Source organism: Aeromonas oralensis, assembly GCF_049665575.1.
Taxonomy (GTDB): Bacteria; Pseudomonadota; Gammaproteobacteria; order Enterobacterales; family Aeromonadaceae; genus Aeromonas; species Aeromonas hydrophila.
The window spans coordinates 4641382-4664829 of the sequence record NZ_CP187186.1 but is presented as its reverse complement, the minus strand read 5'-3'; the positions used below and the strand labels follow the sequence as shown (position 1 = coordinate 4664829).

General features: G+C 60.6%; 23 protein-coding genes and 1 pseudogene. 8 read left to right on the top strand and 16 right to left on the bottom strand.

Annotated elements, in window-relative coordinates:
- Positions 1 to 105 precede the first annotated feature (105 nt).
- The 7 genes from yidC to ACPDZI_RS21840 all read right to left on the bottom strand — a co-directional run bounded on the left by yidC (position 106) and on the right by ACPDZI_RS21840 (position 4910).
- Positions 106 to 1752, bottom strand: coding sequence for a membrane protein insertase YidC (yidC, locus tag ACPDZI_RS21870; protein ID WP_438833790.1), 1647 nt, complete (start codon positions 1750 to 1752; stop codon positions 106 to 108).
- A 5-nt stretch (positions 1753 to 1757) separates the two neighbouring features.
- Entirely contained in the window at positions 1758 to 2006 is a 249-nt protein-coding gene (gene yidD, locus ACPDZI_RS21865; RefSeq protein ID WP_081013031.1) for a membrane protein insertion efficiency factor YidD, read from the bottom strand.
- On the bottom strand, positions 1973 to 2332 hold the full coding sequence (gene rnpA / locus ACPDZI_RS21860) for a ribonuclease P protein component (RefSeq protein ID WP_011707927.1): 360 nt from the start codon (positions 2330 to 2332) through the stop codon (positions 1973 to 1975). The genes yidD and rnpA overlap by 34 nt, the downstream gene beginning before the upstream one ends.
- Positions 2332 to 2466 (bottom strand): 50S ribosomal protein L34, encoded by a 135-nt coding sequence (gene rpmH / locus ACPDZI_RS21855; protein ID WP_005307156.1) that lies wholly within the window; start codon positions 2464 to 2466, stop codon positions 2332 to 2334. Before rpmH ends, rnpA begins: the two co-directional genes overlap by 1 nt.
- 269 nt (positions 2467 to 2735) lie before the next feature.
- Positions 2736 to 3470, bottom strand: coding sequence for an amino acid ABC transporter ATP-binding protein (locus ACPDZI_RS21850; protein WP_011707928.1), 735 nt, complete (start codon positions 3468 to 3470; stop codon positions 2736 to 2738).
- Between the two features lie 12 nt (positions 3471 to 3482).
- The gene (locus tag ACPDZI_RS21845) at positions 3483 to 4151 is read right to left on the bottom strand and encodes an amino acid ABC transporter permease (RefSeq protein ID WP_011707929.1); all 669 of its coding nucleotides are present in this window, start codon (positions 4149 to 4151) and stop codon (positions 3483 to 3485) included.
- Positions 4152 to 4910, bottom strand: coding sequence for an amino acid ABC transporter substrate-binding protein (locus ACPDZI_RS21840; RefSeq protein ID WP_005307144.1), 759 nt, complete (start codon positions 4908 to 4910; stop codon positions 4152 to 4154).
- A gap of 313 nt (positions 4911 to 5223) precedes the next feature.
- Here ACPDZI_RS21840 and dnaA point away from each other — a divergent pair, with 313 nt between their 5' ends.
- From dnaA to gyrB, 4 genes are all read left to right on the top strand, one after another.
- Positions 5224 to 6594 carry a chromosomal replication initiator protein DnaA gene (dnaA, locus tag ACPDZI_RS21835; RefSeq protein ID WP_005307141.1) on the top strand — a complete coding sequence of 457 codons (1371 nt, stop codon included), beginning with the start codon at positions 5224 to 5226 and terminating at the stop codon, positions 6592 to 6594.
- 83 nt (positions 6595 to 6677) lie between these two features.
- A complete protein-coding gene (gene dnaN, locus ACPDZI_RS21830) occupies positions 6678 to 7781 on the top strand; it encodes a DNA polymerase III subunit beta (RefSeq protein WP_011704048.1) in 1104 nt (367 codons plus the stop codon).
- A 2-nt stretch (positions 7782 to 7783) separates the two neighbouring features.
- Entirely contained in the window at positions 7784 to 8887 is a 1104-nt protein-coding gene (gene recF, locus ACPDZI_RS21825) for a DNA replication/repair protein RecF (protein ID WP_438833789.1), read from the top strand.
- Positions 8884 to 11295 (top strand): DNA topoisomerase (ATP-hydrolyzing) subunit B, encoded by a 2412-nt coding sequence (gene gyrB / locus ACPDZI_RS21820; protein ID WP_016348869.1) that lies wholly within the window; start codon positions 8884 to 8886, stop codon positions 11293 to 11295. Before recF ends, gyrB begins: the two co-directional genes overlap by 4 nt.
- 116 nt (positions 11296 to 11411) lie before the next feature.
- On the opposite strand, the gene ACPDZI_RS21815 is transcribed toward gyrB, so the two are convergent.
- From ACPDZI_RS21815 to ACPDZI_RS21800, 4 genes are all read right to left on the bottom strand, one after another.
- Positions 11412 to 11789, bottom strand: coding sequence for a VOC family protein (locus ACPDZI_RS21815; protein WP_168968381.1), 378 nt, complete (start codon positions 11787 to 11789; stop codon positions 11412 to 11414).
- 66 nt (positions 11790 to 11855) lie between these two features.
- On the bottom strand, positions 11856 to 12560 hold the full coding sequence (locus ACPDZI_RS21810) for a helix-turn-helix transcriptional regulator (RefSeq protein WP_438833788.1): 705 nt from the start codon (positions 12558 to 12560) through the stop codon (positions 11856 to 11858).
- Between the two features lie 65 nt (positions 12561 to 12625).
- Positions 12626 to 13585, bottom strand: coding sequence for a helix-turn-helix domain-containing protein (locus ACPDZI_RS21805; RefSeq protein WP_438833787.1), 960 nt, complete (start codon positions 13583 to 13585; stop codon positions 12626 to 12628).
- 91 nt (positions 13586 to 13676) lie between these two features.
- Positions 13677 to 14447, bottom strand: a complete 771-nt coding sequence (locus ACPDZI_RS21800; RefSeq protein ID WP_438833786.1) for an MBL fold metallo-hydrolase — start codon at positions 14445 to 14447, stop codon at positions 13677 to 13679.
- A gap of 280 nt (positions 14448 to 14727) precedes the next feature.
- Here ACPDZI_RS21800 and ACPDZI_RS21795 point away from each other — a divergent pair, with 280 nt between their 5' ends.
- Both ACPDZI_RS21795 and ACPDZI_RS21790 read left to right on the top strand, forming a co-directional pair.
- Positions 14728 to 15141, top strand: a complete 414-nt coding sequence (locus tag ACPDZI_RS21795) for an Hsp20 family protein (RefSeq protein WP_041214186.1) — start codon at positions 14728 to 14730, stop codon at positions 15139 to 15141.
- Between the two features lie 92 nt (positions 15142 to 15233).
- Positions 15234 to 15674: an Hsp20 family protein gene (locus tag ACPDZI_RS21790; protein ID WP_108614333.1), complete on the top strand. Its 441-nt coding sequence runs from the start codon at positions 15234 to 15236 to the stop codon at positions 15672 to 15674.
- A 73-nt stretch (positions 15675 to 15747) separates the two neighbouring features.
- Here the strand turns inward: ACPDZI_RS21790 and ACPDZI_RS21785 are convergent, their stop codons facing one another.
- Positions 15748 to 17004 carry a valine--pyruvate transaminase gene (locus ACPDZI_RS21785; RefSeq protein WP_168968389.1) on the bottom strand — a complete coding sequence of 419 codons (1257 nt, stop codon included), beginning with the start codon at positions 17002 to 17004 and terminating at the stop codon, positions 15748 to 15750.
- 283 nt (positions 17005 to 17287) lie between these two features.
- On the opposite strand from ACPDZI_RS21785, the gene ACPDZI_RS21780 reads away from it, so the two are divergent.
- On the top strand, positions 17288 to 17521 hold the full coding sequence (locus tag ACPDZI_RS21780; RefSeq protein WP_016348875.1) for a hypothetical protein: 234 nt from the start codon (positions 17288 to 17290) through the stop codon (positions 17519 to 17521).
- On the opposite strand, the gene ACPDZI_RS21775 is transcribed toward ACPDZI_RS21780, so the two are convergent.
- Complete coding sequence (locus ACPDZI_RS21775) at positions 17451 to 18275, bottom strand: AraC family transcriptional regulator (RefSeq protein ID WP_438833785.1); 825 nt, start codon at positions 18273 to 18275, stop codon at positions 17451 to 17453. The genes ACPDZI_RS21780 and ACPDZI_RS21775 overlap by 71 nt on opposite strands.
- Positions 18276 to 18367: 92 nt before the next feature.
- Here ACPDZI_RS21775 and ACPDZI_RS21770 point away from each other — a divergent pair, with 92 nt between their 5' ends.
- Complete coding sequence (locus tag ACPDZI_RS21770; protein WP_438833784.1) at positions 18368 to 19495, top strand: multidrug effflux MFS transporter; 1128 nt, start codon at positions 18368 to 18370, stop codon at positions 19493 to 19495.
- 4 nt (positions 19496 to 19499) lie between these two features.
- Here the strand turns inward: ACPDZI_RS21770 and ACPDZI_RS21765 are convergent, their stop codons facing one another.
- The 3 genes and pseudogenes from ACPDZI_RS21765 to ACPDZI_RS21755 all read right to left on the bottom strand — a co-directional run bounded on the left by ACPDZI_RS21765 (position 19500) and on the right by ACPDZI_RS21755 (position 23432).
- Positions 19500 to 20183, bottom strand: coding sequence for a response regulator (locus ACPDZI_RS21765; protein ID WP_011704058.1), 684 nt, complete (start codon positions 20181 to 20183; stop codon positions 19500 to 19502).
- Positions 20184 to 20213: 30 nt separating this feature from the next.
- Positions 20214 to 22801 (bottom strand): annotated as a pseudogene (locus tag ACPDZI_RS21760) (DUF4118 domain-containing protein).
- Between the two features lie 103 nt (positions 22802 to 22904).
- A complete protein-coding gene (locus ACPDZI_RS21755) occupies positions 22905 to 23432 on the bottom strand; it encodes a potassium-transporting ATPase subunit C (RefSeq protein ID WP_106553656.1) in 528 nt (175 codons plus the stop codon).
- Positions 23433 to 23448: the final 16 nt, after the last annotated feature.

Genomic DNA, 23448 nt, shown 5'->3' with positions numbered 1-23448 from the left:
CTTGGCTCATTTGTTCGCTGATGGTTCACAGCAGTGGGGTCATTGTAATAAAAAAGGCGGCCCGAAGGCCGCCTCTTTTGTCATCCATTTTGCCATCGGGAGCGATTAGCTGCGGGTATGCAGGCCTTTCTTCTCCAGCTGACGGTAGATGATGGTCTGCTGGGTAATGGAGATGACGTTGCTCACCAGCCAGTACAGGGTCAGACCTGCCGGGAACCAGAGGAACATGAAAGTGAAGATGATCGGCATGAACTGCATCACTTTCTGCTGCATCGGGTCGGTGATGGTGGTCGGGCTCATCTTCTGCAGGTACCACATGGACGCACCCATGAGGATCGGCAGCACGAAGAAGGGGTCCTTCACCGACAGGTCGGTGATCCACAGGGCGAACGGCGCGTGGCGCAGCTCAACGGATTCCATCAGTGCCCAGTAGAGGGCGATGAAGATCGGCATCTGCACCAGGATCGGCAGACAGCCACCCAGTGGGTTGACCTTCTCCTTCTTGTACAGCTCCATCATGCCCTGAGACATCTTCTGGCGGTCGTCGCCGAAGCGCTCACGCAGTGCGGCCAGCTTGGGCTGCAGCATGCGCATCTTGGCCATGGAGGTGTACTGGGCCTTGGTCAGCGGGAACATGATGCCGCGTACCAGCAGGGTCAGCATGATGATGGCCACACCCCAGTTCTGGACGAAACCGTGGAACACGGTCAGCAACCAGTGCAGCGGTTGGGCGATGAACCAGAGCCAGCCGTAGTCAACGGTCAGGTCGAGGTGGTTTGCCACCTTGGCCATCTGGTCTTGCAGCTTGGGACCTACCCACAGCTTGCTGGTCACTTCGGCTTGCTGGCCGGCAGCCACGTCAACCAGCGGCGCCTTGTAGCCGATGATGGCCTGGTCTTTGCCAGGGATCACGCGGCTGTAGAAGCTGTTGGTATCGTCGGCATTCGGTGCCCAGGCAGAGACGAAGTAGTGTTGCAGCATGGCGACCCAACCACCCTTGGTGGTCTTGTTCAGGTCGGCATCCTTCATCTCGTCGAAGGTGTACTTCTTGTAGCGGGTATCTTCGCTGGAGAAGGCACCACCACGGTAGGCACTGGCCACCATGGCATGACCCTGCTGGTCTTTCGGGGTAGTCACGGTCTGCTTCAGCTGGCCGTAGAACTGCACCTGAACCGGCTCGGCGGACTTGTTGTCGATCTTGTAATCGACGCCAACGGCGTAGTCACCACGCTTGAGGACGAACTCCTTGGTGAAGACCACGCCCTTGCTGTCGGTCCAGGTCATCGGTACGACGACTTGATCCTGACCATCGGCCAGCTGGTAGCTGGTCTGGGCGGCTTCGTAGGTGGGACGACCCTGGGCCTGGCTGTCAGGACCATTGCGACCAACCAGACCGCTCTGGGCAACATAGAGGTGCTCAGGTTGGCTGGTCAGCAGTACGAACGGTTGATCCTTGCCTTCTTCCAGCTTGTGGGCCAGCAGAGCGGCAGAGACGATGTCGCCACCCTGGGTATCCAGGGTCAGCTTGAGCACGTCGGAGGATACGGTGATCAGCTTGCGTGCGGTGTTCGCATTGGCTTGCTCGGAAACCTGAGGAATATCACCGGTCTGACCGGCTTCAGGTACGAAATGTTCGGTTTGGGCCACGGTAGTCGGGGCCGGCTTCGGAGCCTTGTCGGACTCCCACTGTTGCCAGAGCAAAAAGCTCACGAACAGCAAACCGATCAGGATGAGATTGCGTTGTGATTCCATAGTCTTCAGTTTCTTCGCTTTGGTTGCGGAACCGGGTCATAACCACCCTCGGATAAGGGATGGCATTTTAATAGACGTTTGCTGGCTAACCAAACGCCTTTTATGAAACCGTGAAGTCGGATTGCTTCTATCGCAAATTGGGAACAAGTCGGAGTGAAACGGCAGCGCGGCCCGAGCAGCGGGCTAATGATTAGCTGATACAGGCGTATCAGTTTGACAGCTACCCATTGCAACGGCGTGATAGAGTGCGCCATAGCTTTTCCAGTAACTTGAACAGTTCCTCGTTATCCATCTCTTTCACACCGGCCTTGGCGATCACGACGATGTCGATAGCGGGCAGATTGGCCTGATTGAGGCGGAAACTTTCCCGAACCACCCGTTTTACACGGTTGCGCCAGACGGCACGCTTGAGTGCTTTTTTGGGCACAGCGAGACCAAGGCGAGGATGTTCGAGGGTATTGGGACAGGCGAGAAGCGTAATTTGCGGAGAAGCGGCCCGGACAGGCTCGGCGAAAACGCGTTTGAAGTGTTCGGGAGTTAACAGACGTAACTCCCGAGAAAAGGTGTGCTGGGTAGGCATTAGACTACCAGGCGGGCACGACCCTTGGCACGACGAGCGGCCAGAACTTTACGACCGTTGGCAGTTGCCATGCGGGCGCGGAAACCGTGAGAGCGCTTGCGCTTCAGGTTGGACGGTTGAAAAGTACGTTTCATGATTCGATTCCGTATTTCTGTACAGTTTTGATTGTCACACTTAGCCGACGCGCCAGCTATAGCGTGTGACGACTAGCAAAAGAGGCCGAATTCTAAACAGAGTTCGGCTTTTAGTCAATCCGCCGTTCCCTCTCTTCCTGCCCTGACCTTGCAAAGGCCCGAACCGGCAGTGAGGATCCAGAGGATCGAGGGCTCCGGATTATACTGGCAACCCGGGGTTTAACAAGGATCCTCCAATAAAAAAGGCGGCAATGCCGCCAAAGAGAGAGCTATTTAAGCACTTTGCGCAGGAACTCCCGGGTACGGGGATCCTGCGGATCGACCAATATCTGATCCGGCGGGCCTTGCTCCACGATCCGGCCCCCCTCCATGAAGATCACCCGATCGGCAACATCTCGAGCAAATTCAATCTCATGGGTTACCACCACCATGGTCTGGTGCTGGCGGGCCAGCTCCTTCATCAGGCCCAGTACCTCGTCGACCCACTCGGGGTCGAGTGCCGACGTGGGCTCGTCAAACAGGATTACCTTGGAGTGCGCGGCCATGGCTCGGCCGATGCCGACCCGTTGCTGCTGACCACCCGACAGGGAAGCCGGATAGGCGTCCTGCTTGTCGGCGAGGCCGATGTCCTTGAGGATGCCGAGGGCGGTGGCACGGGCCTCTGCCTTCGGCTGTTTCCAGACGGTGATCAGCCCTTCGGCGATGTTGTCGAGCGCCGTCTTGTTGGCAAACAGGGCGTAGTTCTGGAACACGAAGGAGGCCCGCTTGCGCAGCTCTATCGCCTGCTGCTCGCTGGCTTTGGCCAGGTTGAGCTGCAGGTCGTCGATGGCGAGGTTGCCGGCATCCGGGGTTTCCAGCAGGTTGAGGCAGCGCAGCAGGGTCGACTTGCCGGTGCCGGAGGGGCCGATGATGACCACTATCTCCCCCTTTTTTACCTCCAGATCGATGCTGTTCAGCACCTGATTGCCGTCATATGCCTTGGAGAGGCCGGTTAGCTTGATCATGAGAGCCCTCCTTTAATAGGCACGGTTGAGCCGGACTTCCAGCAGATGCTGCAAGCGGGTAAAGAAGATCACCACCACCCAGTAGACCAGCGCCACCGCCATGAAGCTCTCGAAGAACTTGAAGGAGGAGGAGGCTTCCATCTGCGCCTTGCCCATGATCTCGGCCACCCCCAGGGTAAAGGCCAGCGAGGTGCTCTTGATCATGTCGATGAAGTAGTTCATCAGCGACGGGGTCGCGATGCGGGCCGCCTGCGGCAATATGATCCGCTGCATCGCCTGGTAGCGGCTCATGCCGATACTGAGGGCGGCTTCCATCTGGCTCTTGTGGATGCCAATGATGGAGGCGCGGATCGATTCGGCCATGTAGGCGGCAAAGTGCAGGGTCAGGCCGACGATGGCGGCGGTAAAGGCATCCATTCCCACGAAGATGGGGAACAGCTGCGGCAGCCCGTAATAGAGCAGGAACAGCTGGACGAGTAGCGGTGTACCCCGGAAGAACGAGATATAGAGCATCGCCAGCCAGTGGATCACGGGAACGCGAAACACCCGTACTATCGCCAGGGCCAGCGACAGTACGAGTGCCAAGACGAATCCCCACAGGGCCATCTCCATCGTGGTGCCCAGATATTTGAGCAGGATGGGAAACAGCCCCAGCGTGTATTCGAGGTCAAATTCCATCATTTATTTGTCGGTGATGTCGGAAGCGAACCATTTTTCAGAGATCTGACGCAGGGAACCGTCCTTGCGCATGGCGGTGAGGGCATCGTCGACCTTCTTCAGCAGCGCCTGCTTTTCAGGCGTTTTCAGGAAGGGCAGGGCGTTCTCGATGGTTTCGAACGGTGCGCCAGCCTGCTGTAGCGGCAGCTTGGACTCTTTGATCAGCTGGGCGGTGGAGACACGGTCCATCACGAAGGCATCGATCCGGCCCAGGGCGACATCCTGCTCGAAGGCGGAGTCATAGGTGCGGATGTCGATCTTCTTGTTCGGGTCGTTCTTGCGCAGCAGTTCTTCGAAGTTGGAGCCCAGGTTCACCGCTACCTTCTTGCCTTCCAGATCCTTGATGCCGTGAATGGTGCTGTTGCCCTTGCGGACCACGATCTGGGCACCGTCATAGACGTAGGGCTGGGAGAAGGCGTACTTGGCCTTGCGCTCGTCGGTGATGGTGATTTGGTTGGAGATGGTATCGACGCGGCCGGTTTCCAGCATGCCGAACAGGCCGGAGAAGCTGGCGGTCACAAATTCGACCTTGTAGCCGGTGCGCTCACCGATCTGGTTCCACATATCCACCTCGAAGCCCTGCAGCTTGTCCTGCTTGACGAAGGTGAACGGGAAGTACTTGCCGGACATGCCGACCTTGATGGTTTCCTGGGCGATGGCTTGACCGGACAGGGCGGCCAGCAGAATGGCGGCGCCGGAGACCAGCTTGATGGATGACGTCATGGGGATTCCTCTCTCTCTGTTGTTCTGTATTTTTAGTTGTAAACACTGGATTTGCGCTGATGTTATTGGAATAAAAGCTAAAGAATAAATGATATTTGGTTATATAAAATAACCGCTTCAGGTCTGGATCTTTGGTGCCCCCGTCGATGGATCTGGCTGTGGGTAACTTTGGGGATGAAATCGGATTCGGCGTTGCTGGATCCTTGAAAGTCAAGGATCTTATTTGCTGGATCCGCGAGGTCGCGGCTAGAGATCCAGCCGCTAAAAACGTAGAATAGCCGGTCTTTAGTTAATCAATCGACGGGAGTTTAGAGTGACTGCTTCGCTATGGCAGCAGTGCCTTAACCGGCTGCAAGATGAGTTGCCCTCGGCAGAATTCAGCATGTGGATCCGGCCGCTTCAAGCGGAGTTGAGTGACAATACTCTGACCCTGTATGCACCGAATCGCTTTGTTCTGGACTGGGTTCGAGACAAGTATCTCATCCGGGTGAACGGCATCATCAATGAACTCTGCGGGGTCGACGGCCCCACTCTGCGTTTTGACATCGGTAATCGTCCCCATCCCGTCGCAGTCGCCAGAGCGCCGGCGCGGGGTGCGGATCCTGTGAATAACTCGCAGAAAAGCTGGGAAAGCAAGGCCGAGGCCAAACCCGAGCCGAACCACAAGAGCAACACCAACGTGAACTATACCTTCGAGAATTTCGTCGAGGGTAAGTCCAACCAGTTGGCCCGTGCGGCTGCCCGTCAGGTTGCCGACAATCCGGGCGGGGCCTACAACCCGCTGTTCCTCTATGGCGGCACCGGTCTGGGCAAAACCCACCTGCTGCATGCCGTCGGCAATGCCATCAAGGAGCGCAAGCAGGACGCCAAAGTCATCTACATGCACTCCGAACGGTTCGTGCAGGACATGGTGAAGGCGCTGCAGAATAACGCCATTGAAGAGTTCAAGCGTTATTACCGTAGCGTCGATGCCCTGCTCATCGATGACATCCAGTTCTTTGCCAACAAGGAGCGCTCCCAGGAGGAGTTCTTCCACACCTTCAACGCCCTGCTCGAAGGCAACCAGCAGATCATCCTGACCTCGGATCGTTATCCGAAGGAGATCAACGGAGTGGAAGATCGTCTCAAGTCCCGCTTCGGCTGGGGCCTGACGGTAGCGATCGAACCGCCGGAGCTGGAAACCCGGGTGGCGATCCTGATGCGCAAGGCGGACGAGAACCAGATCCACCTGCCGGACGAAGTGGCCTTCTTCATCGCCAAGCGGCTGCGCTCCAACGTGCGCGAGCTGGAAGGTGCCCTCAACCGGGTGATCGCCAACGCCAACTTTACCGGTCGGGCGATCAATATCGACTTCGTGCGCGAAGCGCTGCGCGATCTGCTGGCGCTGCAGGAGAAGCTGGTCACCATCGACAACATCCAGAAGACGGTGGCGGAGTACTACAAGATCAAGCTGGCGGATCTGCTCTCCAAGCGGCGTTCCCGCTCTGTTGCCCGCCCACGCCAGCTGGCGATGGCGCTGGCCAAGGAGCTGACCAACCATAGCTTGCCGGAGATAGGTGATGCCTTTGGTGGTCGTGATCACACTACCGTGCTTCATGCCTGCCGCAAGATTGAGCAGCTGAAGGAAGAGAGTCACGACATCAAGGAAGACTATTCCAACCTGATCCGTACCCTTTCTTCCTGACAACGGAACGGAGTGGACAGATGCAGTTCGAATATTCCAACCTGATCCGAACCTTTTCCTCCTAATAACAACGGAGAGCACAGATGCAGCTCGAAATTAGCCGTGAGGCCCTGTTACGTCCTCTGCAACTGGTGTCCGGTGCCCTCGGTGGCCGGCCGACCCTGCCAATCCTCGGCAACGTGCTGCTGGATGTCAGCAACGGTCTGCTGTCACTGACCGGGACCGACCTCGAAGTGGAGATGATCGGTCAGGTCTATCTCAACAGCGACAGTCAGGATGGCCGCACCACAGTGCCGGCGCGCAAGCTGCTGGACATCTGCCGCGGTCTGCCGGAGGGGGCGGACATTCGCCTCAATACCGAAGGCGAGCGCCTGATCATCCGCTCCGGCCGCTCCCGCTTCAACCTGTCGACCCTGCCGGCCACCGAATACCCGAACATCGAGGATTGGGAATCCGTGCTCGAGTTCGACATCGGCCAGCTGGAGCTTAAAAAGCTCATCGATGCCACTCAGTTCTCCATGGCCAGCCAGGACGTGCGTTACTACCTGAACGGCATGCTGTTCGAGAGCGAGGGCCACGGCCTGCGTACCGTGGCGACCGATGGTCACCGGCTGGCGACCTGCCGCCGCGAAGTGGTAACGGAATCGCTGCCCGATCATCAGGTCATCCTGCCACGCAAGGGCGTGCTGGAACTGGTGCGCCTGCTGGAAGCGGAAGACAAGCCGGTGCGGCTGCAGATCGGTCGCAGCAACCTGCGCGCCGCGCTGGATGGCTTCATCTTCACCTCCAAGCTGGTGGATGGTCGCTTCCCGGACTGGCGCCGCGTCATTCCGCGCAACAGCGACAAGGCCCTGATCGCCGGTCGTGAGGATCTGCGCCAGGCCTTTGCCCGTGCCGCCATTCTCTCCAACGAGAAATTCCGTGGGGTGCGTCTCAATCTGCAGGAAAACCTGCTGCGCATCACCGCCAACAACCCGGAACAGGAAGAAGCCGAAGAGCTGCTTGACGTACAATACGAAGCTGGCGAGATGGAGATTGGTTTCAACGTCTCTTATGTGCTGGACGTGCTGAATACGTTAAAATGTGACCAAATCCGGATCAGCCTGAGCGATTCCATCAGCAGCGCCATTATTGAGGATTTTGACAGTCAGGATGCTCAGTACGTGGTAATGCCGATGCGGATCTAGTCGTGTCTCTGGTCAAACTCCAGCTCGGCGACTTTCGCAATATCCAGCAGGCCAGTCTCGCGCTGTCGCCCGGCCTCAATATCCTGGTCGGGTGCAATGGCAGCGGCAAGACCAGCGTGCTGGAAGCCATTCACTACCTCGGTCTCGGTCGCTCCTTTCGTACTCACCTGACCGGGCGGGTCATCCGCCAGGGGGAGAGGGCGTTTACCCTGTTTGCCCAGTGTGAACTGGAAGGGCGCCAGGTGCCCATCGGCCTTGCCAAGGACAAGAGTGGCGAGACCCAGCTCAAGATCGCCGGTGCCCAGGCCCAGCGTCTGGCCGAGCTGGCCGAATTGCTGCCGGTGCAGTTGATCCATCCGGATGGCTTCAATCTGCTGACCGGCGGGCCTCAGGCTCGTCGAGCTTGGCTCGACTGGGGTGTTTTTCATCAGGAGCCGACCTTCTTCTCCCTGTGGGGGCGAGTGCGTCGGCTGCTGAAACAGCGCAATGCGCTGCTGCGTCAGAGCAGCCAGTATCGCCAGCTGGCGTACTGGGATCAGGAATTGGTACGGCTGGGTGGTGAATTGGCCGAGTTTCGCGCCAGTTATTGTCAGGCCATTACGCCCCTGATCAAGGAGATGACGGCGGATTTTTTGCCGGAATTCGATATCAGTCTTGGATTCTATCGAGGCTGGGAAAAAGATACCCCGCTCAATGAATTGCTGGAGGCGGGGTTTGAGCGGGATCGGGCGCTGGGTTACACAGGAGTAGGCCCACAGAAGGCCGATGTGCGACTCAAGGCGAACGGCGTCCCCGCTCAGGATATTTTGTCCAGGGGTCAGTTGAAGTTGCTGGTCTGTGCCATGCGACTGGCCCAAGGGCTCTATTTGAATCAACATAGCAGCCGTGGCTGTATTTTTTTAATTGATGATTTTGCCTCTGAACTGGATGTCGACAAGCGCCGGTTGCTGGCCGCAAGGCTGAAGCAGTGTGCGTCCCAGGTATTCATTACCGCCATCGACACCGGTCAGCTCGCAGACATGATGGATGCGAATGACTGCAAGTTGTTCCACGTGGAACAAGGCAAGATCTCCGAAACGTTAGAGAAGGCAGAGAGTAAGCTATGAGTGAAAATACTTACGACTCCTCGAATATCAAGGTACTGAAGGGCCTGGATGCGGTCCGCAAGCGCCCGGGGATGTATATCGGCGATACGGATGATGGCTCGGGTCTGCACCACATGGTGTTCGAGGTCGTCGACAACTCCATTGACGAGGCTCTGGCCGGCTACTGCTCCGATATTCAGGTCAAGATCCATTCCGACGGTTCCGTCTCCGTCCGTGACAACGGTCGTGGTATTCCAGTCGACATCCACCCGGAAGAGGGTCGTTCCGCTGCCGAAGTGATCATGACCGTGCTGCACGCGGGCGGCAAGTTCGACGACAACTCCTACAAGGTCTCCGGCGGCCTGCACGGCGTCGGCGTCTCCGTGGTAAACGCCCTCTCTGACAAGCTGCTGTTGACCATCCGTCGCAACGGCCATGTCTACGAGCAGACCTATCACCTGGGTGAGCCGCAGGCACCGCTCAAGCAGATTGGCGACAGCACCGGCACCGGGACCGAAGTCCGCTTCTGGCCGAGCCCGACCATCTTCAGCGATACCCTGTTCCACTACGAGATCCTGGCCAAGCGTCTGCGTGAGCTCTCCTTCCTCAACTCCGGCGTCTCCATCCGCCTGCTGGATGAGCGTGACGGTCGCGAGGCGCACTTCTGCTACGAAGGCGGCATCAAGGCGTTCGTCGAATACCTGAACCAGAACAAAACCCCGATCCACCCGAAGGTGTTCCACTTCACCACCGAGCAGGACGGCATCGGTGTCGAAGTGGCGATGCAGTGGAACGACGCCTATCAGGAAGGGGTCTACTGCTTCACCAACAACATTCCGCAGCGTGATGGTGGTACCCACCTGGTGGGCTTCCGTACCGCGCTGACCCGTACTCTGAACTCCTACATGGACAAAGAGGACTACAGCAAGAAGGCCAAGTCTGCCGCCAGTGGCGACGACGTGCGTGAAGGTCTGATTGCCGTTATCTCCGTCAAGGTGCCTGACCCTAAGTTCTCCTCCCAGACCAAGGACAAGCTGGTCTCTTCCGAAGTGAAGACCGCCGTCGAACAGGCGATGGGTGAGAAGCTGGCCGACTTCCTGCTGGAAAACCCGGGCGATGCCAAGATCGTGGTCAACAAGATCATCGATGCGGCCCGTGCCCGCGAAGCGGCCCGCAAGGCCCGCGAACTGACTCGCCGTAAAGGCGCGCTGGATATTGCCGGTTTGCCCGGCAAGCTGGCCGACTGTCAGGAAAAAGACCCGGCGCTCTCCGAACTCTACATAGTGGAAGGGGACTCTGCTGGCGGTTCCGCCAAGCAGGGTCGCAACCGGAAGAACCAGGCCATCCTGCCGCTCAAGGGCAAGATCCTGAACGTGGAGAAGGCCCGTTTCGACAAGATGATCTCTTCTCAGGAGGTGGGCACCCTGATCACCGCACTGGGCTGCGGCATCGGTCGTGACGAGTACAACCCGGACAAGCTGCGTTATCACAACATCATCATCATGACCGATGCGGACGTCGATGGTGCACACATCCGTACCCTGCTGCTGACCTTCTTCTATCGTCAGATGCCGGAAATCATCGAACGTGGCTACGTCTACATCGCCCAGCCGCCGCTCTACAAGGTGAAGAAGGGCAAGCAGGAGCAGTATCTGAAAGACGAAGATGCGCTGCTGCAGTACCAGACTGCCATGGCGCTGGACGGTGCGACCCTGCACGTCAACGAGTCTGCCCCGGCCATCGGTGGCGAGGCGCTGGAGCGTCTGGTCAACCAGCATCGCTCGGTGACTCACCTGATCACCCGCATGTCCCGCCGCGCGCCGGAAGCCGTGCTGACCCAGCTGATCTATCAGCCGGAGCTGAACGAAGCGCTGCTGAGCAGCGAGAGCGATCTGCTGGCCTGGTGCCAGAGCATGGAAGCCGTGCTCAACGAGAGCAACCACGGCATCCAGTACCAGATGCAGGTACGCCACGATGAAGAGCGCCGTCTGTTCGTGCCGCACGCCGTGGTACGCCAGCACGGGGTCGACCGCGAATATCCGCTCAGCTACGACTTCCTGCAATCCTCCGAGTACCGTCAGCTGGTCTCGCTGGGCAAGGAGATCGCCAACCTGATCGAGGAAGGTGGTTACATCAAGCGTGGCGAGAAGGTGAAGCCGGTCGCCAGCTTCGTCGAAGCGGTCGAGTGGCTGATGGGCGAAGGCAAGCGTGGCATCTACATCCAGCGCTATAAAGGGCTGGGCGAGATGAACCCGGACCAGCTGTGGGAAACCACCATGGATCCGGAAGCCCGTCGCATGCTGCGCGTGACCATCGACGACGCCGTCGGTGCGGACCAGCTCTTCTCCACCCTGATGGGTGATGCCGTTGAGCCGCGTCGTGACTTTATCGAGACCAACGCCCTGCGCGTGGCCAACCTCGACGTCTAATTCGACGCTGTCAGCTCGATATAAAAAAGCCGCTCCCTGTGAGCGGCTTTTTGTTTTTCTGGCGAAGGAGGTGGCACGTTCCACGTGAAACATGGCTCCGTCTTGATGGCGCCGGCTCAGCTCAGTTCGGGGGCCGGGCAGTAGAGACGCAGACGATGGCTATCCGGATCGAGGGCCATGCAGGTGTAGCCAAACTCCATCTTGGTCGGCGCCTGGATCAGGGGGAGCCCGCGCGCCAGCCACTCGGCAGATAGGCGATCGACGGCATCATCATCGGGGAGGGCGAAGGCCAACTCCATCGCTCCGGCCGTTTGGGTCACGGCAGGTTCAACTGTGGCGCTGGACCAGAGTGCCAGTCTGGCGCCCGATTCGAACACAAACATGGCAAAGGTAGGTGACTCCTCCACCGGTTCACGCCCGAACAACTCGCGGTAGAAGAGCGCGCTACGGGTCGGGTTGGCAACGTAGAGGATGGTGAACTGGGGGACTAACATGGTGATGCTCCTTGCTGATGAGATGACGCATCGGCGCCGACCCCGTCAGCATGGCGCTGCCTGCTGTCAGTTTCTGTCAGCAATGAATTTGGGCTGCGGGATCTGCTGGCTGGCGCGCCACTCCTTCAGCAGGCTCTCTCTGCTTTTTGGATAGCGGCAATCTTGCGGCTGCATCCGGGTGATGCGATCGACCCGAAAGTGGCGAAAGCCATGACGCAGTTCGCACCAGGCCACCAGTACCCGCACCTGTTCGAAGTAGCCGAGGGCAAATGGCCAGACGGTGCGCTCAGAGGCCTCATCATTGAGATCGCGATAGCCCAGGATCACCTTGCGTTGCTGGCGGATGGCGCTGCGCAGGGGGGCTTCATCGGTGAGGCTCTCGCTGCGGGAGGTGCCGATCAGCAGGGCATTGCTCTGGAGCTGCTGGCGATAGTCGGCGGGCAGCACGGCTTCTATCTTGGCCAGCGCACTGCTGGCGGCGGTACTGAGGGCATGGTCGGCATGAGCCGCCACCCAGCGTGAGCCCAGCACCAGCGCATCCAGCTCATCCTCGCTGAACATCAGCGGCGGCAGCATGAAGCCGGGGCGAAGCACATAGCCGATGCCCGCTTCCCCCTCGATGTGGGCGCCCTGTGCCTGCAGGGTGGCGATATCCCGATAGAGGGTGCGCAGGCTGATGCCAAGCTGGCTGGCCAATTCGCTGCCGGTGATGGCGTAGCGGTGGCCGCGCAGCAGCTGGAGCAGGGCCAGCAGGCGTTCTGAACGGGACATGGAATGACTCCTCGGGATCTCTGATTAGCCTGCCATAGCGAGGTGAGCAGGTACAGCGGGCATCATCAGGAGTTATGGCCACGAAAAGATCGTCGCCACTCGCTGGGGGAGATGGCAAAGCGGGAGCGGAAGTGATTGCGCAGGGAGGTGGCACTCTTGAAGCCGACCAGCTCGGCAATGCGATCGATGGAATGGCCGCTTACCTCCAGCAGCTCCTGACTGCGCCTGAGCCGCTCCGCCAGCAGCCATTCACCCACCGAGAGGCCGGTTGCCTGATGAAAACGGCGGGTAAAGGTGCGTCTGCTCATCAGGGTGTGATCTGCCAGAGAGTCCAGGGTGTGAGGCTCGGCCAGATGGGCACGCAGGTGATCGAGCAATTGGTTCATCCGGACATCGCGGGTGGAGGCGGGCACCGGCTGCTCGATAAACTGGGCCTGCCCCCCTTCCCGGTGAGGTGGGATCACCAGCCGCCGCGCCACCTTGTTGGCGATGGCCGAGCCGTGGTACTGGCGCACCAGATAGAGGCAGCAGTCCAGCCCGGCGGCAGTACCTGCGGAGGTGACCAGCCCATCATCATCGACATAGAGGGCGTTGGTATCGAGTTGCACGCAGGGAAAGCGGCGGCAGAAATCCTGCTCGTACTCCCAGTGGGTCGATGCCTTGCGACCATTGAGCAGCCCGGCGTAGGCGAGTACATAGGTGCCGAGGCAAAGCCTGACCAACCGGGCACCTCTGGTTCTGGCGGCAATCAGGGCATCGAGCAGCGCTGCGGGTGGCCGTGCTGCCGGGTCGTGCCAGAAGGGGATGACGATGATCTCCGCCTCGGCCAGCACCTCCAGCCCATGGGGAGCCTGAATGATGAAGCCTTGCGCTGAGTGTGAATGAGGGCTGCCATCACCGCAGCAGATCTTGAGCTCGAACAGCGGCTGGCCCGGCAGGATGTCGCCGAAGATGAGGCAGGGGACGGCGCAGTGAAAAGGGCTGAAGTGATCGAAGGTCACCACGGCAACGATCGGGGTGGTCATGGTGTAGGCTCCTCTCTGCGCGCAGACCACTCATCATAAGCGTTCGGCAGTGAAAGCCGAAGGGCCATATCTGGCATGGCCCTCTTGTGGATCACAGTGATATCGCCTCGCCATCTTGCGGCACCCGTACCCGATCCATCATGCCCCGTTTCGCCAGATAGTCGCGCAGCTCTAGGCGTGAAAGCACGGCGTGATTGACCGCCTCCATATGGCTGGCGATCAGCGTGGCTTGCGGTGCAGCCTGATAAACGGCGGCGACATCCTCCTTGCCCATGATGATGGAACCGAGCCCGGGCACCTGTGCATCGCCACAGTTGAGGATGATGACCTCGGGCTGATGCTGTTGCAGGGCTTGCTCGACCCAGGGATGCCAGATGGTATCACCGGCCAGATAGAGGCACTGTTCATCGGGGTGGGAGAAGACCACGCCGCACACCTCTCCCATGTGTTCGCCCAGTACCGCCATCAACTGGTCGCTGCCGTGCTGGCCACCGGTCCGCTGCAGGCGAATACCGGCAAACTCGGGCTGGTCGCTCAACAGGCGCACATCCTCAAAGCCACTGGCACGAATGGCATCGGCATCTTTCTGATGTTGCACCAAGAGCGGCAGATGCTTGGGGATCCGGGCTCTGGCGGCATCATCCCAGTGGTCGGGATGGTCGTGGGTGACGATAACGGCGTCCACATCGACCAGCTCATCGATCGGTAGCGGCAGCTCGACCAGCGGATTGCGCAGCTGGCTGTTGGCAGTGCCTTCAAAGCCGGGGAAGGCCCCCTTGGCAGAGAGCATGGGGTCGATCAGAAAGCGGGTGCCGGCATAGTCGAGCAGCAAGGTGGCGTTGCGAACCTGGGTAATCTTCATGGGATGGCTCCATGTTGGCTGGTGGATATGCAACCAATTATGGGAGACGGAGTGAGTTGCCATCAGTGGCCCACGGGTCGATTATCATCACTATCGGGCCAACAGGTTGATGTTCTACAGGTCTGCGCGGCCATTTAAAAAATTTGAAAAAATCCCCTTGAAAGGAAAAAGTGAGCCCCTATATAGGTAACAAGGCCGGAACGCTCGACAGAGGTTTCGACCAGGCGCCCGTCCATAAGGAGGGCAAACAATCCGTTATCGCTCACAAGAGGGTAATACTATGCGTTCTATCGACTTTTCTCCGCTCTATCGTTCTGCCATCGGTTTCGATCGTCTGGCCAATCTCATCGAATCTGCGGCCAGCAATGGCAATGCCGGTTATCCCCCCTACAACATCGAGCAGCTGGGTGACAGCGACTACCGCATCAGCATGGCGGTGGCGGGCTTTACCCAGGAAGAGCTGGAGCTGAGCTTCCAGGAAAATCTGCTGACAGTGAAGGGCAACAAGCAGTCCGATACCGAGCGCAACTACCTCTACCAAGGCATAGCCGAACGCGGTTTCGAGCGTCGCTTCCAGCTGGCCGACTATGTGCGGGTGAAAGGCGCCGATCTGAAAAACGGTCTGCTGCACATTGACCTGGTGCGCGAAGTGCCCGAGGCGATGAAGCCCCGCAAGATCGAGATCAACGGCTGATAGCCTGACCTCATTGAATTGTTGACGTTTCCCGGGTGCCGATGACGGGCCTGTGGAGAGTTGAACCTGTTGCTTATTAGAAGGATAGGATTATGCGTAACCTCGATTTTTCTCATCTCTATTCCAACGCCGTCGGCTTCGAGCGGATGGCCCGTGAGCTGGAAGGTCTGTTCGAGCAGAAGACCACCGCTTACCCCCCTTACAACATTGAAAAGCGCGATCAGGATGGCTATCGCATTACGGTCGCCGTGGCTGGCTTCGAGCGCGAAGAGCTGGAGCTGGAGACCGAAAACGGCACCCTCAAGGTGAAGGGGCGCAAAGGGGCTGCGGCCGGTGAGCGTCAGTTCCTCCATCAGGGGATTGCTGAGCGCGACTTCGAGCTCGCCTTCAAGCTGAGCCAGCACGTGGAAGTGCAGGGTGCCAAGCTGGAGCATGGGCTGCTGACCATCGATCTGGCTCGCGAACTGCCGGAGGCGCTCAAGCCCCGCGCCATCCCCATCGGCAAACCCGAGCAGCTGGCGCTGCCCGGCTAAGCAAACCGGATCGCGATAAACAAGAGAGGCCTGCATTTGCAGGCCTCTCTGTTTTTGGATCGCCGAACTGGGCTTAGCCGGCGTCGGCGTAGAGGGCGTTGATCTCGTCGGCCAGGATGGCGATGCCGCGCCGTACCAACTCCTCGCTCTGGGAGTAGTTGAGGCGGATGCACTCCTGACTGTGACGCCACTTTGGATCGTCGATGCCGGGGAAGAAATAGTGCCCCGGCACGATCAGCAGGTTCTTCGCCTTCAATCGCTCGTACAGCTCCTGACAGTGGATCGGCAGGCCTTCGAACCAGAGCCAGAGGAAGAGGGCGCCTTCCGGCTTGTGGATGTGGAAGCGCGGATCGGGGATCGCTTCGCGCAGCAGTTGCACCGCCAGCTCCGCCTTCTGCCGATAGAAGGGTTTCACCACTTGTTCGCTGAGGGCGATGATCTCGCCGCTCTCGATCATCGGGATGGTGATGGCGGGACCCAGACTGCCCGGCGCCAGATTGATGATGCCGCTCAGGTTGGTGATGGCCTGAATGATCTTCTCGTCGGCGATGACGATGCCGCAGCGAGTACCCGGCAGGCCGAGCTTGGAGAGGCTCATGCAGAGGATGGTATTGGCATTCCAGAACGGCTTGGCTTCGCTGAAGATGATGCCCGGGAAGGGGACGCCGTAGGCGTTGTCGATCAGCAGCGGAATGCCCTTGTCGCGGGCAATCTGGTCGAGGTGTTCGATCTCTTCGTCGGTCAGCACGTTGCCGGTGGGGTTGGTCGGGCGGGAGACGCAGATCACCCCGATGTCGTCGCCCACCTGCAGGCTCTCGAAGTCCACGTGGTACTTGAACTGGCCGTCGGCCAGCTTCTCTATGGTGGGCTTGTAGGCCACGAAGTAGTCGTCCGCCAGTGCCGAGTCGGCATAGCCGATGTACTCGGGGGCGAGTGGGAACAGCACCTTCTTCTTGCGGCCATCGGCAAATTCGCCCGCCAGCAGGTTGAACAGATAGAAGAAGGCATTCTGGCTACCGTTGGTCAGGGCGATATTGCGGGCCGAAATATCCCACCCCAGCTCCTTGCTGAGCAGTGCGGCCAGCGCCTTGGTGAACCTGTCCTTGCCCTGGGGGCCATCGTAGTTGGCCATCGCCTTCACCAGCTCACCGTTGTCGAGCAGGCTCTTGGCCTCGGCCTGGAAGCGTTCCAGCATGGCGGGGATGGGGGCCGGGTTGCCGCCACCCAGCATGATGGCGTCCGGATTGGTCAGCCCCTGATTAAGGTCATCCATGAGTTGGGTAATACCGGCATGGCGAGTGAACTTCTCGCCGAACAAGGAAAATTCCATTCGGTGACAGATCCTGAGTCAGTTACGGGGGAGCTAGCACCATAGCTCAGTTTAAAAGCGGGTGTCGATCAAAAAAATGGGACGTTCCACGTGGAACAGCAGACAAAAATTAAGCGTGGTGAAAATGACCACTTGTTGGTTTAATCCTGACTACAGGATGCTTTCCAACTGGCGCCACTTATCATCTAAAAACAATTAATTTAAATAAAATCATGTCGTTATAGATGTGGCACAACAATTGGAATAGCTATCTGGTCATCTCAACCACACCGGAGCACACCAGATGAAAATCCTGATCGCAACCTTGATTGCCAGCAGCCTGAGCCTGAACGTCATGGCCGACGAGTACCCCAGACCCGAACTGGACAGCGCCAAGCTGGCGCAGGAGATAGCGGCCCAGCAGCAGCAGGCTTCCCATGCGGTGGTGGAGGAGGCGATCCACAACCTCAAGCCGCTGGCGCTGGAGACCCTGGTGGTGGAGGCGAGCTCGGCCGATGCGACTCACCCCGAGAGTTGAGATAGCGCAGCGGGGTCTGCCCCGTGTGTTGCTTGAAGAAGCTGATGAAGGCGCTGTCGCTGGCGAACTCCAGCGTTGCCGCCACCCGGCTGATGGGTTCGGCCTCGGCCAGCAGCTCCAGCGCCCGCAACAGTCGCCACTGCTGGCGCCAGGCCTGGTAGCTCATGCCGGTCTCCCGCATGAAGATGCGACCTATGGTCTTGTCACTGGCACCCACCCGTTCGGCCAGCCGGTTGAGCCGATCGGGCAGGGTGTCGCCCCGCTTAACTTCCTGCAGCCAGCCGGCCAGACGCGAGTCTGACGGCAGCGGCAACTGCCAGGATTCCCGCGGCGCTTGCGCCAGCTCCTCCTGCAACAGCGCCAGCGTGCAATGCTGCTCCGCTGCCGGCTTGTCCCACGGCCAGATCGCCATACGCTCGATGATCTCCCGCAGCAGCGGGTTGACCGCCAGCACCGCCATCTCGGTCGGCAAGCCGGGCTCCGGCTGGAAGTAGAGGGAGCGATACGCCACCACTCCGCGCATCAGCACCCGATGGGGCAGGCCTGCCGGCAGCCAGGCCGCCCGCGTCGGTGGCAGCAGGCAGACCTGATCGTCCAGCTCTATGGTCATGCAGCCTGCCTGGGCGAACAGCAGCTGATGGCGCCTGTGCTGATGACGGCCGGAGTCGTGCCAGCCGAGGGCGGAGGCAATCCCGATGGCGCTGCCCTCGTGCTGATCCGGGTCAAAAGGGTGATCGGGAAGAATAATGGCCATGTGTCCGATTATTGATGTTTATAGTCCTGCTTATTGTAATCGGACAATCGGCATCACTCTAGAATGACGGCCTCTTGTGAAGGAGGTTTGTCATGAACAACAAGTTGCCACCGCTCTGGCTGGTGGTCGGATTGATGATGTTTCCGCAGATAGTGGAGACCATCTACAGCCCGGTGCTGACCCATATCGCCAGCCAGTTTCGGGTGAGCGAAGGGCAGGCATCCCAGACCCTGTCGGTCTATTTTCTGGCGTTTGCGGCGGGCGTGGTCTGCTGGGGCCGACTGTGCGATCTGGTCGGGCGGCGTCCCGCCATGCTGGCGGGGCTGATGACCTATGGTGCCGGCACTCTGCTGGCTTTGCTGGCCACTCAATTTGAAACCCTGCTGTTGGCCCGGGTCATCGCGGCCTTCGGTGCCGCCGTGGGCTCCGTGGTGACCCAGACCATGCTGCGCGACAGCTATCAGGGCAGCGATCTGGCGCGGGTCTTTTCGGTGATGGGTATCGCGCTCTCCCTCAGTCCGGTGCTGGGGCTGGTGAGCGGCGGCCAGCTGGCGAGCGGGTTCGGCCATCTCGGGGTATTCAGCGCCCTGCTGGTGTTGGCCGCCGGATTGCTGCTGGTCACTTGCTGGCAGCTGCCGGAAACCCGGCCGGCCATCACCCAGCGGGTGGCGCTCTGGCCGCTGGCACAACGGATGGTGCGTGATGCAGCCTTGTGGCGCCGCGCCGCTCTGGTGGCGCTGTTCAACACCATGCTGTTCGGCTACTACAGTCTGGCGCCCTTCCTGTTTGCCGGACTGGGGTTGAGTGCGGGCGAGTTTGGTTATTCCGGCATCTTGCTGGCGCTGGCGACCCTGGGGGGCAGCCTGCTCAACAAGCGCCTGCTGGGGCGTGGCTGGTCGCCTGCCTCGCTGATCCGGCTCGCTGCCGCGTTGGCGCTGGGGTCCGGCTGGCTGGTGTGGGCCAGTCAGACTTCGCTCTGGTTCCTGCTGCCCATGATGGGGGTGGTGGTGGCGTTCGGGCTGGCGATCCCCAATGTGCTGAGCCAGGCGCTGCTGGCCTATCGGGAGGTGGCAGGCAGTGCCGGTGCCCTGTTCGGGCTCGGTTACTACCTGTTGCTCAGCCTGGGGTTGGCGGTTGCCGCCAGCTTGCAGGATCTCGGTCTGCTGCTTGGCAGTTGCGGCCTGCTGGCTCTCTGTTGCTGTTGGCGTCGTTCCACGTGAAACATCAGCTGCCAATAAAACGGTAGCCGATGCCGGATTCGGTTTCTATCAGCGTGGGTTGCTGGGGGTTATCTCCCAGCTTCTTGCGCAGGCTGGCGATGACGATGCGCAAGTAGTGGGTGTCCTCCTTGTGGCTCGGCCCCCAGATGTCGTTGAGCAGCTGGGTCTGCAGCACCAGCTTGCCGGGATGGCACACCAGCGCCTGCAGCAGGGCGAACTCCTTGCGGGAGAGGGGCACCTCTTCCTCCCCTAGGGTGACCCTGTGGCTGCTGCTGTCCAGGGTCAGCCCGCACTGGGGGAAGTGGCGCTGCTCGCCGCTGCTGACCCCGGCCCGCTGGCGCAACAGTACCCGGATGCGGGCCATCATCTCGCCGATGCCGAACGGCTTGCTCATGTAGTCGTTGGCCCCCGCATCCAGCAAGCGCACCTTCTCCTGTTCAGAGTCCCGTGCCGACAGCACCAGTACTGGGTGCTGATGGTGCTCGCGAATGGCCTGCAACACCTGAATGCCGTCTCCGTCCGGCAGGCCGAGGTCCAGGATCACCAGATCGGGATTGAGGTGGCGATACTGCGCCAACCCCTCGTTGACACCGACCGCCTCGCTCACCTGATGCCCCTCGGCGATCAGGCTGATCCGCAAAAAACGGCGGATGGCCGCCTCGTCGTCGATGACCAGTATGTGAGCCATTCAGCCTCCAGCTGGATAGAGTAAAAAGGTTCAGGCCGCCGCTGCATTGAGCGCCAGCGGCAGGGAGATGCGCATGCAGGTACCGTTGCCGTTGGGGCCGGAAAATGCCCAGATGCGGCCGCCATGGGCCTCTATCATAGCGCGGGAAATGGCGAGGCCAAGCCCGGTGCCGCGGCTGCCGCAGTCGCCGACCGGCTGGGTGTAGAACAGATTGAAGATCTTGTCCCGATCCGACTCGGCAATACCGACCCCGATGTCGATGATGTCGAGGATGAGATCGGGGTCCGCCAGCATCACCTTGAACTCGATGGGGGTGCCGGCCGGCGAATAGCGGGAGGCGTTGTCGAGAATGTTGACCAGCACCTGCTCGATCAGGGCGCCGTGCACATAGAGGTGGGGGATCTGCTGATCGAAGTGCACCAGCAGCTTGTGCTGGCGCCAGGAGGAGTCGAGCCGGCGGCGGGCGTTCTCCACCAGATCCGCCAGGTCGACCCAGTCCCGTTTCAGCTGGAAATCCGGTGAGCCGATGCGGGTCATGTCCAGCAGGTTCTGCACATAGCTGTGCAGGCGGCGTGCCTCGTCCTGCACCGAGTGCAACAGCTCGCTGCGATCTTCGCTGCTGATCCGGTCACCATATTCCAGCAGGGTGCTGCCGGCCCCCATGATGGTGGCCAACGGCGTCTTCAGATCGTGCGAAACCGAGGAGAGCAGGGCGGCGCGCATCCGGTCGGTTTCCGCCTGCAGCTGGCTGTCGGCCAGCCGTTCGTTGAGATCGATCCGGGCCAGCGCGGCGCGGATATCGGTGAGCAGGGCCTGCAGCTGATGCTCGGCCGAGGAGGCGAGCGGATTGGCCAGCACTATCCCCAGCACCAGTTCATCGCTGAGGTGATGGTACTGGGCCTCGGCCGCGTTGAGGGTGGCGGTGTGGGCGCCGGCGCTCTGCTTCTGGGCCAGACACCAGTCGATGGCCGCCTTGTCGGTCTGCCCCGGCTTGTGCTGGGTCGAACCGGCCCTGTGCTGGTAGTGCTGATCGAGGGCGAACACGGGCTGGCCCAGCGCCAGCGAGATGGCCTGGGAGCCCTGTCTGAGCACCTCTTCCGGGCTGCTGGCGGTGGCCAGCCCCTGGCTCAGCGACAGCAGGGCATTGCCCAGTTGTTGGGTCTCGCGCAGGCCGATCAGCTGTTGGCGCTGACGGGAGGCGAGCCGCCCGGCCGTGATGCCGACGATCAGCAGCACGAACAGGGTGAGCAGATCACTGTGGCTGGCCACGCTCAAAGAGAAGTAGGGGGCGGTGAACAGCAGATTGTGGCCGACGAAGCCCAGCACGGCGGCCAGGATGGCGGGCATCAGGCTGGTGGTGAGCGCGGTGGCCAGCACCCCCAGTACGAACAGCATGGGCAGGGAGGCAGGTGGCAGCCAGTGGGAGAGGCCCCAGACGGCGGCCGAGGTGGTCCCCATGATGGCCACTGCCAGCAGGCTCTGGCGAATGTCCTTGGGATGGAGCGGCTGCAAACCCAGGCTGGGCTTGCGCTTCTCGGTATCCACCAGCGTGATCTCGAGTCCTTGCGCCTGCTTGAGCAGGTGTTGCACCAGCGAGCGACGCCAGGGGGCCTTGTGGGGTTTGCCCAGCAGCAGTTGCGACACCTGCTGCTGCTCGGCGGTTTCCAGCAGGGTGTTGGCCACCGCCGGACTGGAGAGGGTCAGCACCTTGGCCCCCAGTTGGGAAGCGAGCGCCAGCGCCTGCTCCAGCTCGACCGAACGCTGCCCCTTGCTGTCGATGTGCACCACCAGCCAGGGCAGCTGACGGCGCTGGGCGAAGCGGTGGCCGTAGCGCACCAGGGCGGCGCCGTGCTGATCGCCGAGGCAGACCATCAGCTTGCCCCGCAGCGGCAGTGTGGTCTTGCCGGCCGCCTGCCACTGCAGTTGCAGATCCCCCTCCACGTGGCTGGCGGCGGTCTGCATCGCCAGCTCGCGCAGGGCGGTCAGGTTGTTGAGGGAGAAGAAGGACTGCAGGGCGGCCTTGGCCTGATGGGGCACATAGACCTTGCCCTCCTTGAGGCGGCCGAGCAGCTCCTTGGGGGGAGGTCTATCAGCACCAGGCTGTCGGCCTCCAGCAGCACCTGATCCGGCAGGGTCTCCTTGACCCTGACCCCGGTCAGCTGCCACACCAGATCGTTGAGGCTCTCCAGGTGCTGCACGTTGAGGGTGCTGTAGACGTCGATGCCGGCGCCGAGCAGCTCCTCCACATCCTGCCAGCGTTTCTCGTGGCGGCTGCCGGGGGCGTTGCTGTGGGCCAGCTCGTCCACCACGGCGATGGCGGGCTTGCGGGCCAGCAGACCGTCCAGATCCATCTCCTCCAGCCGCTGCTGGCGGTGCAGGTGCAGCTTGCGCGGCTGGATGGCGAGCTTGTCGAGCAGGGCCAAGGTCTCCTGACGGCCGTGGGTCTCCACCACCCCGATCAGGATATCGACTCCCTCCTTGGCCTGCTCCCGCACCGCTTGCAGCATGGCGTAGGTCTTGCCGACGCCGGGGGCGGCACCGAGAAACACCTTCAGCTTGCCCCTGTGCTCCTGTTCCAGGCTCGCCAGCAGGGCGTCCGCCCTCACCTCATCACGCATCCCCGTGCTCCCGTTGCATCGGCCGAACCGCGGCCGTGACCTCATTGCTCATGCTTGTCCCCGTTGTCGAAAGGGAGCCTGTCCCGAACGGCAAGGAGCGCCCTCAGGCGCCCTTTTGATGATCGAGTTGCAGGTTCAACTGGAGAATGTTGACCACCTGCGGGCCAAGGATACCAGCTTGTGCCGCCGACTTGACCTGCTCCGTCAGTTGGGCGGGATCCAGTCCACGTTCTCTGGCGACGCGATCCACCTGCGCCAGCACCGCATCGAGTGGCAGGTGGGGATCGAGGCCGGAAGCGGAGCGGGTCAGCATGGCGGGAGAGCTGGTTTCAGGCTGTGCCTTGGCGGCCTGTTCGGCGAACTCTGTCCGCAGCGGTGAGCTCATCCCCAGATTGCTGGCACTACCGCCAATGGTGTTGAAATCACTGGCTGAAGGGCGGGGGTGGAAGTAGTCAGCCCGCTCGAATTTCTGCCCCAGCAGGGCGCTACCGATGAGCTGCTGCTTGCTGTCGGTCAGCTGGCTGCCGTTGGCCTGCCAGGGGAAGAGCAGCTGGGCCAGTCCGGTGACGGCCAGCGGATAACCCACGCCCAGCAGCAGGGTCAGGGTCAGCAGGGTTCTGATTGCGATCATGATGGATATGCTCCAA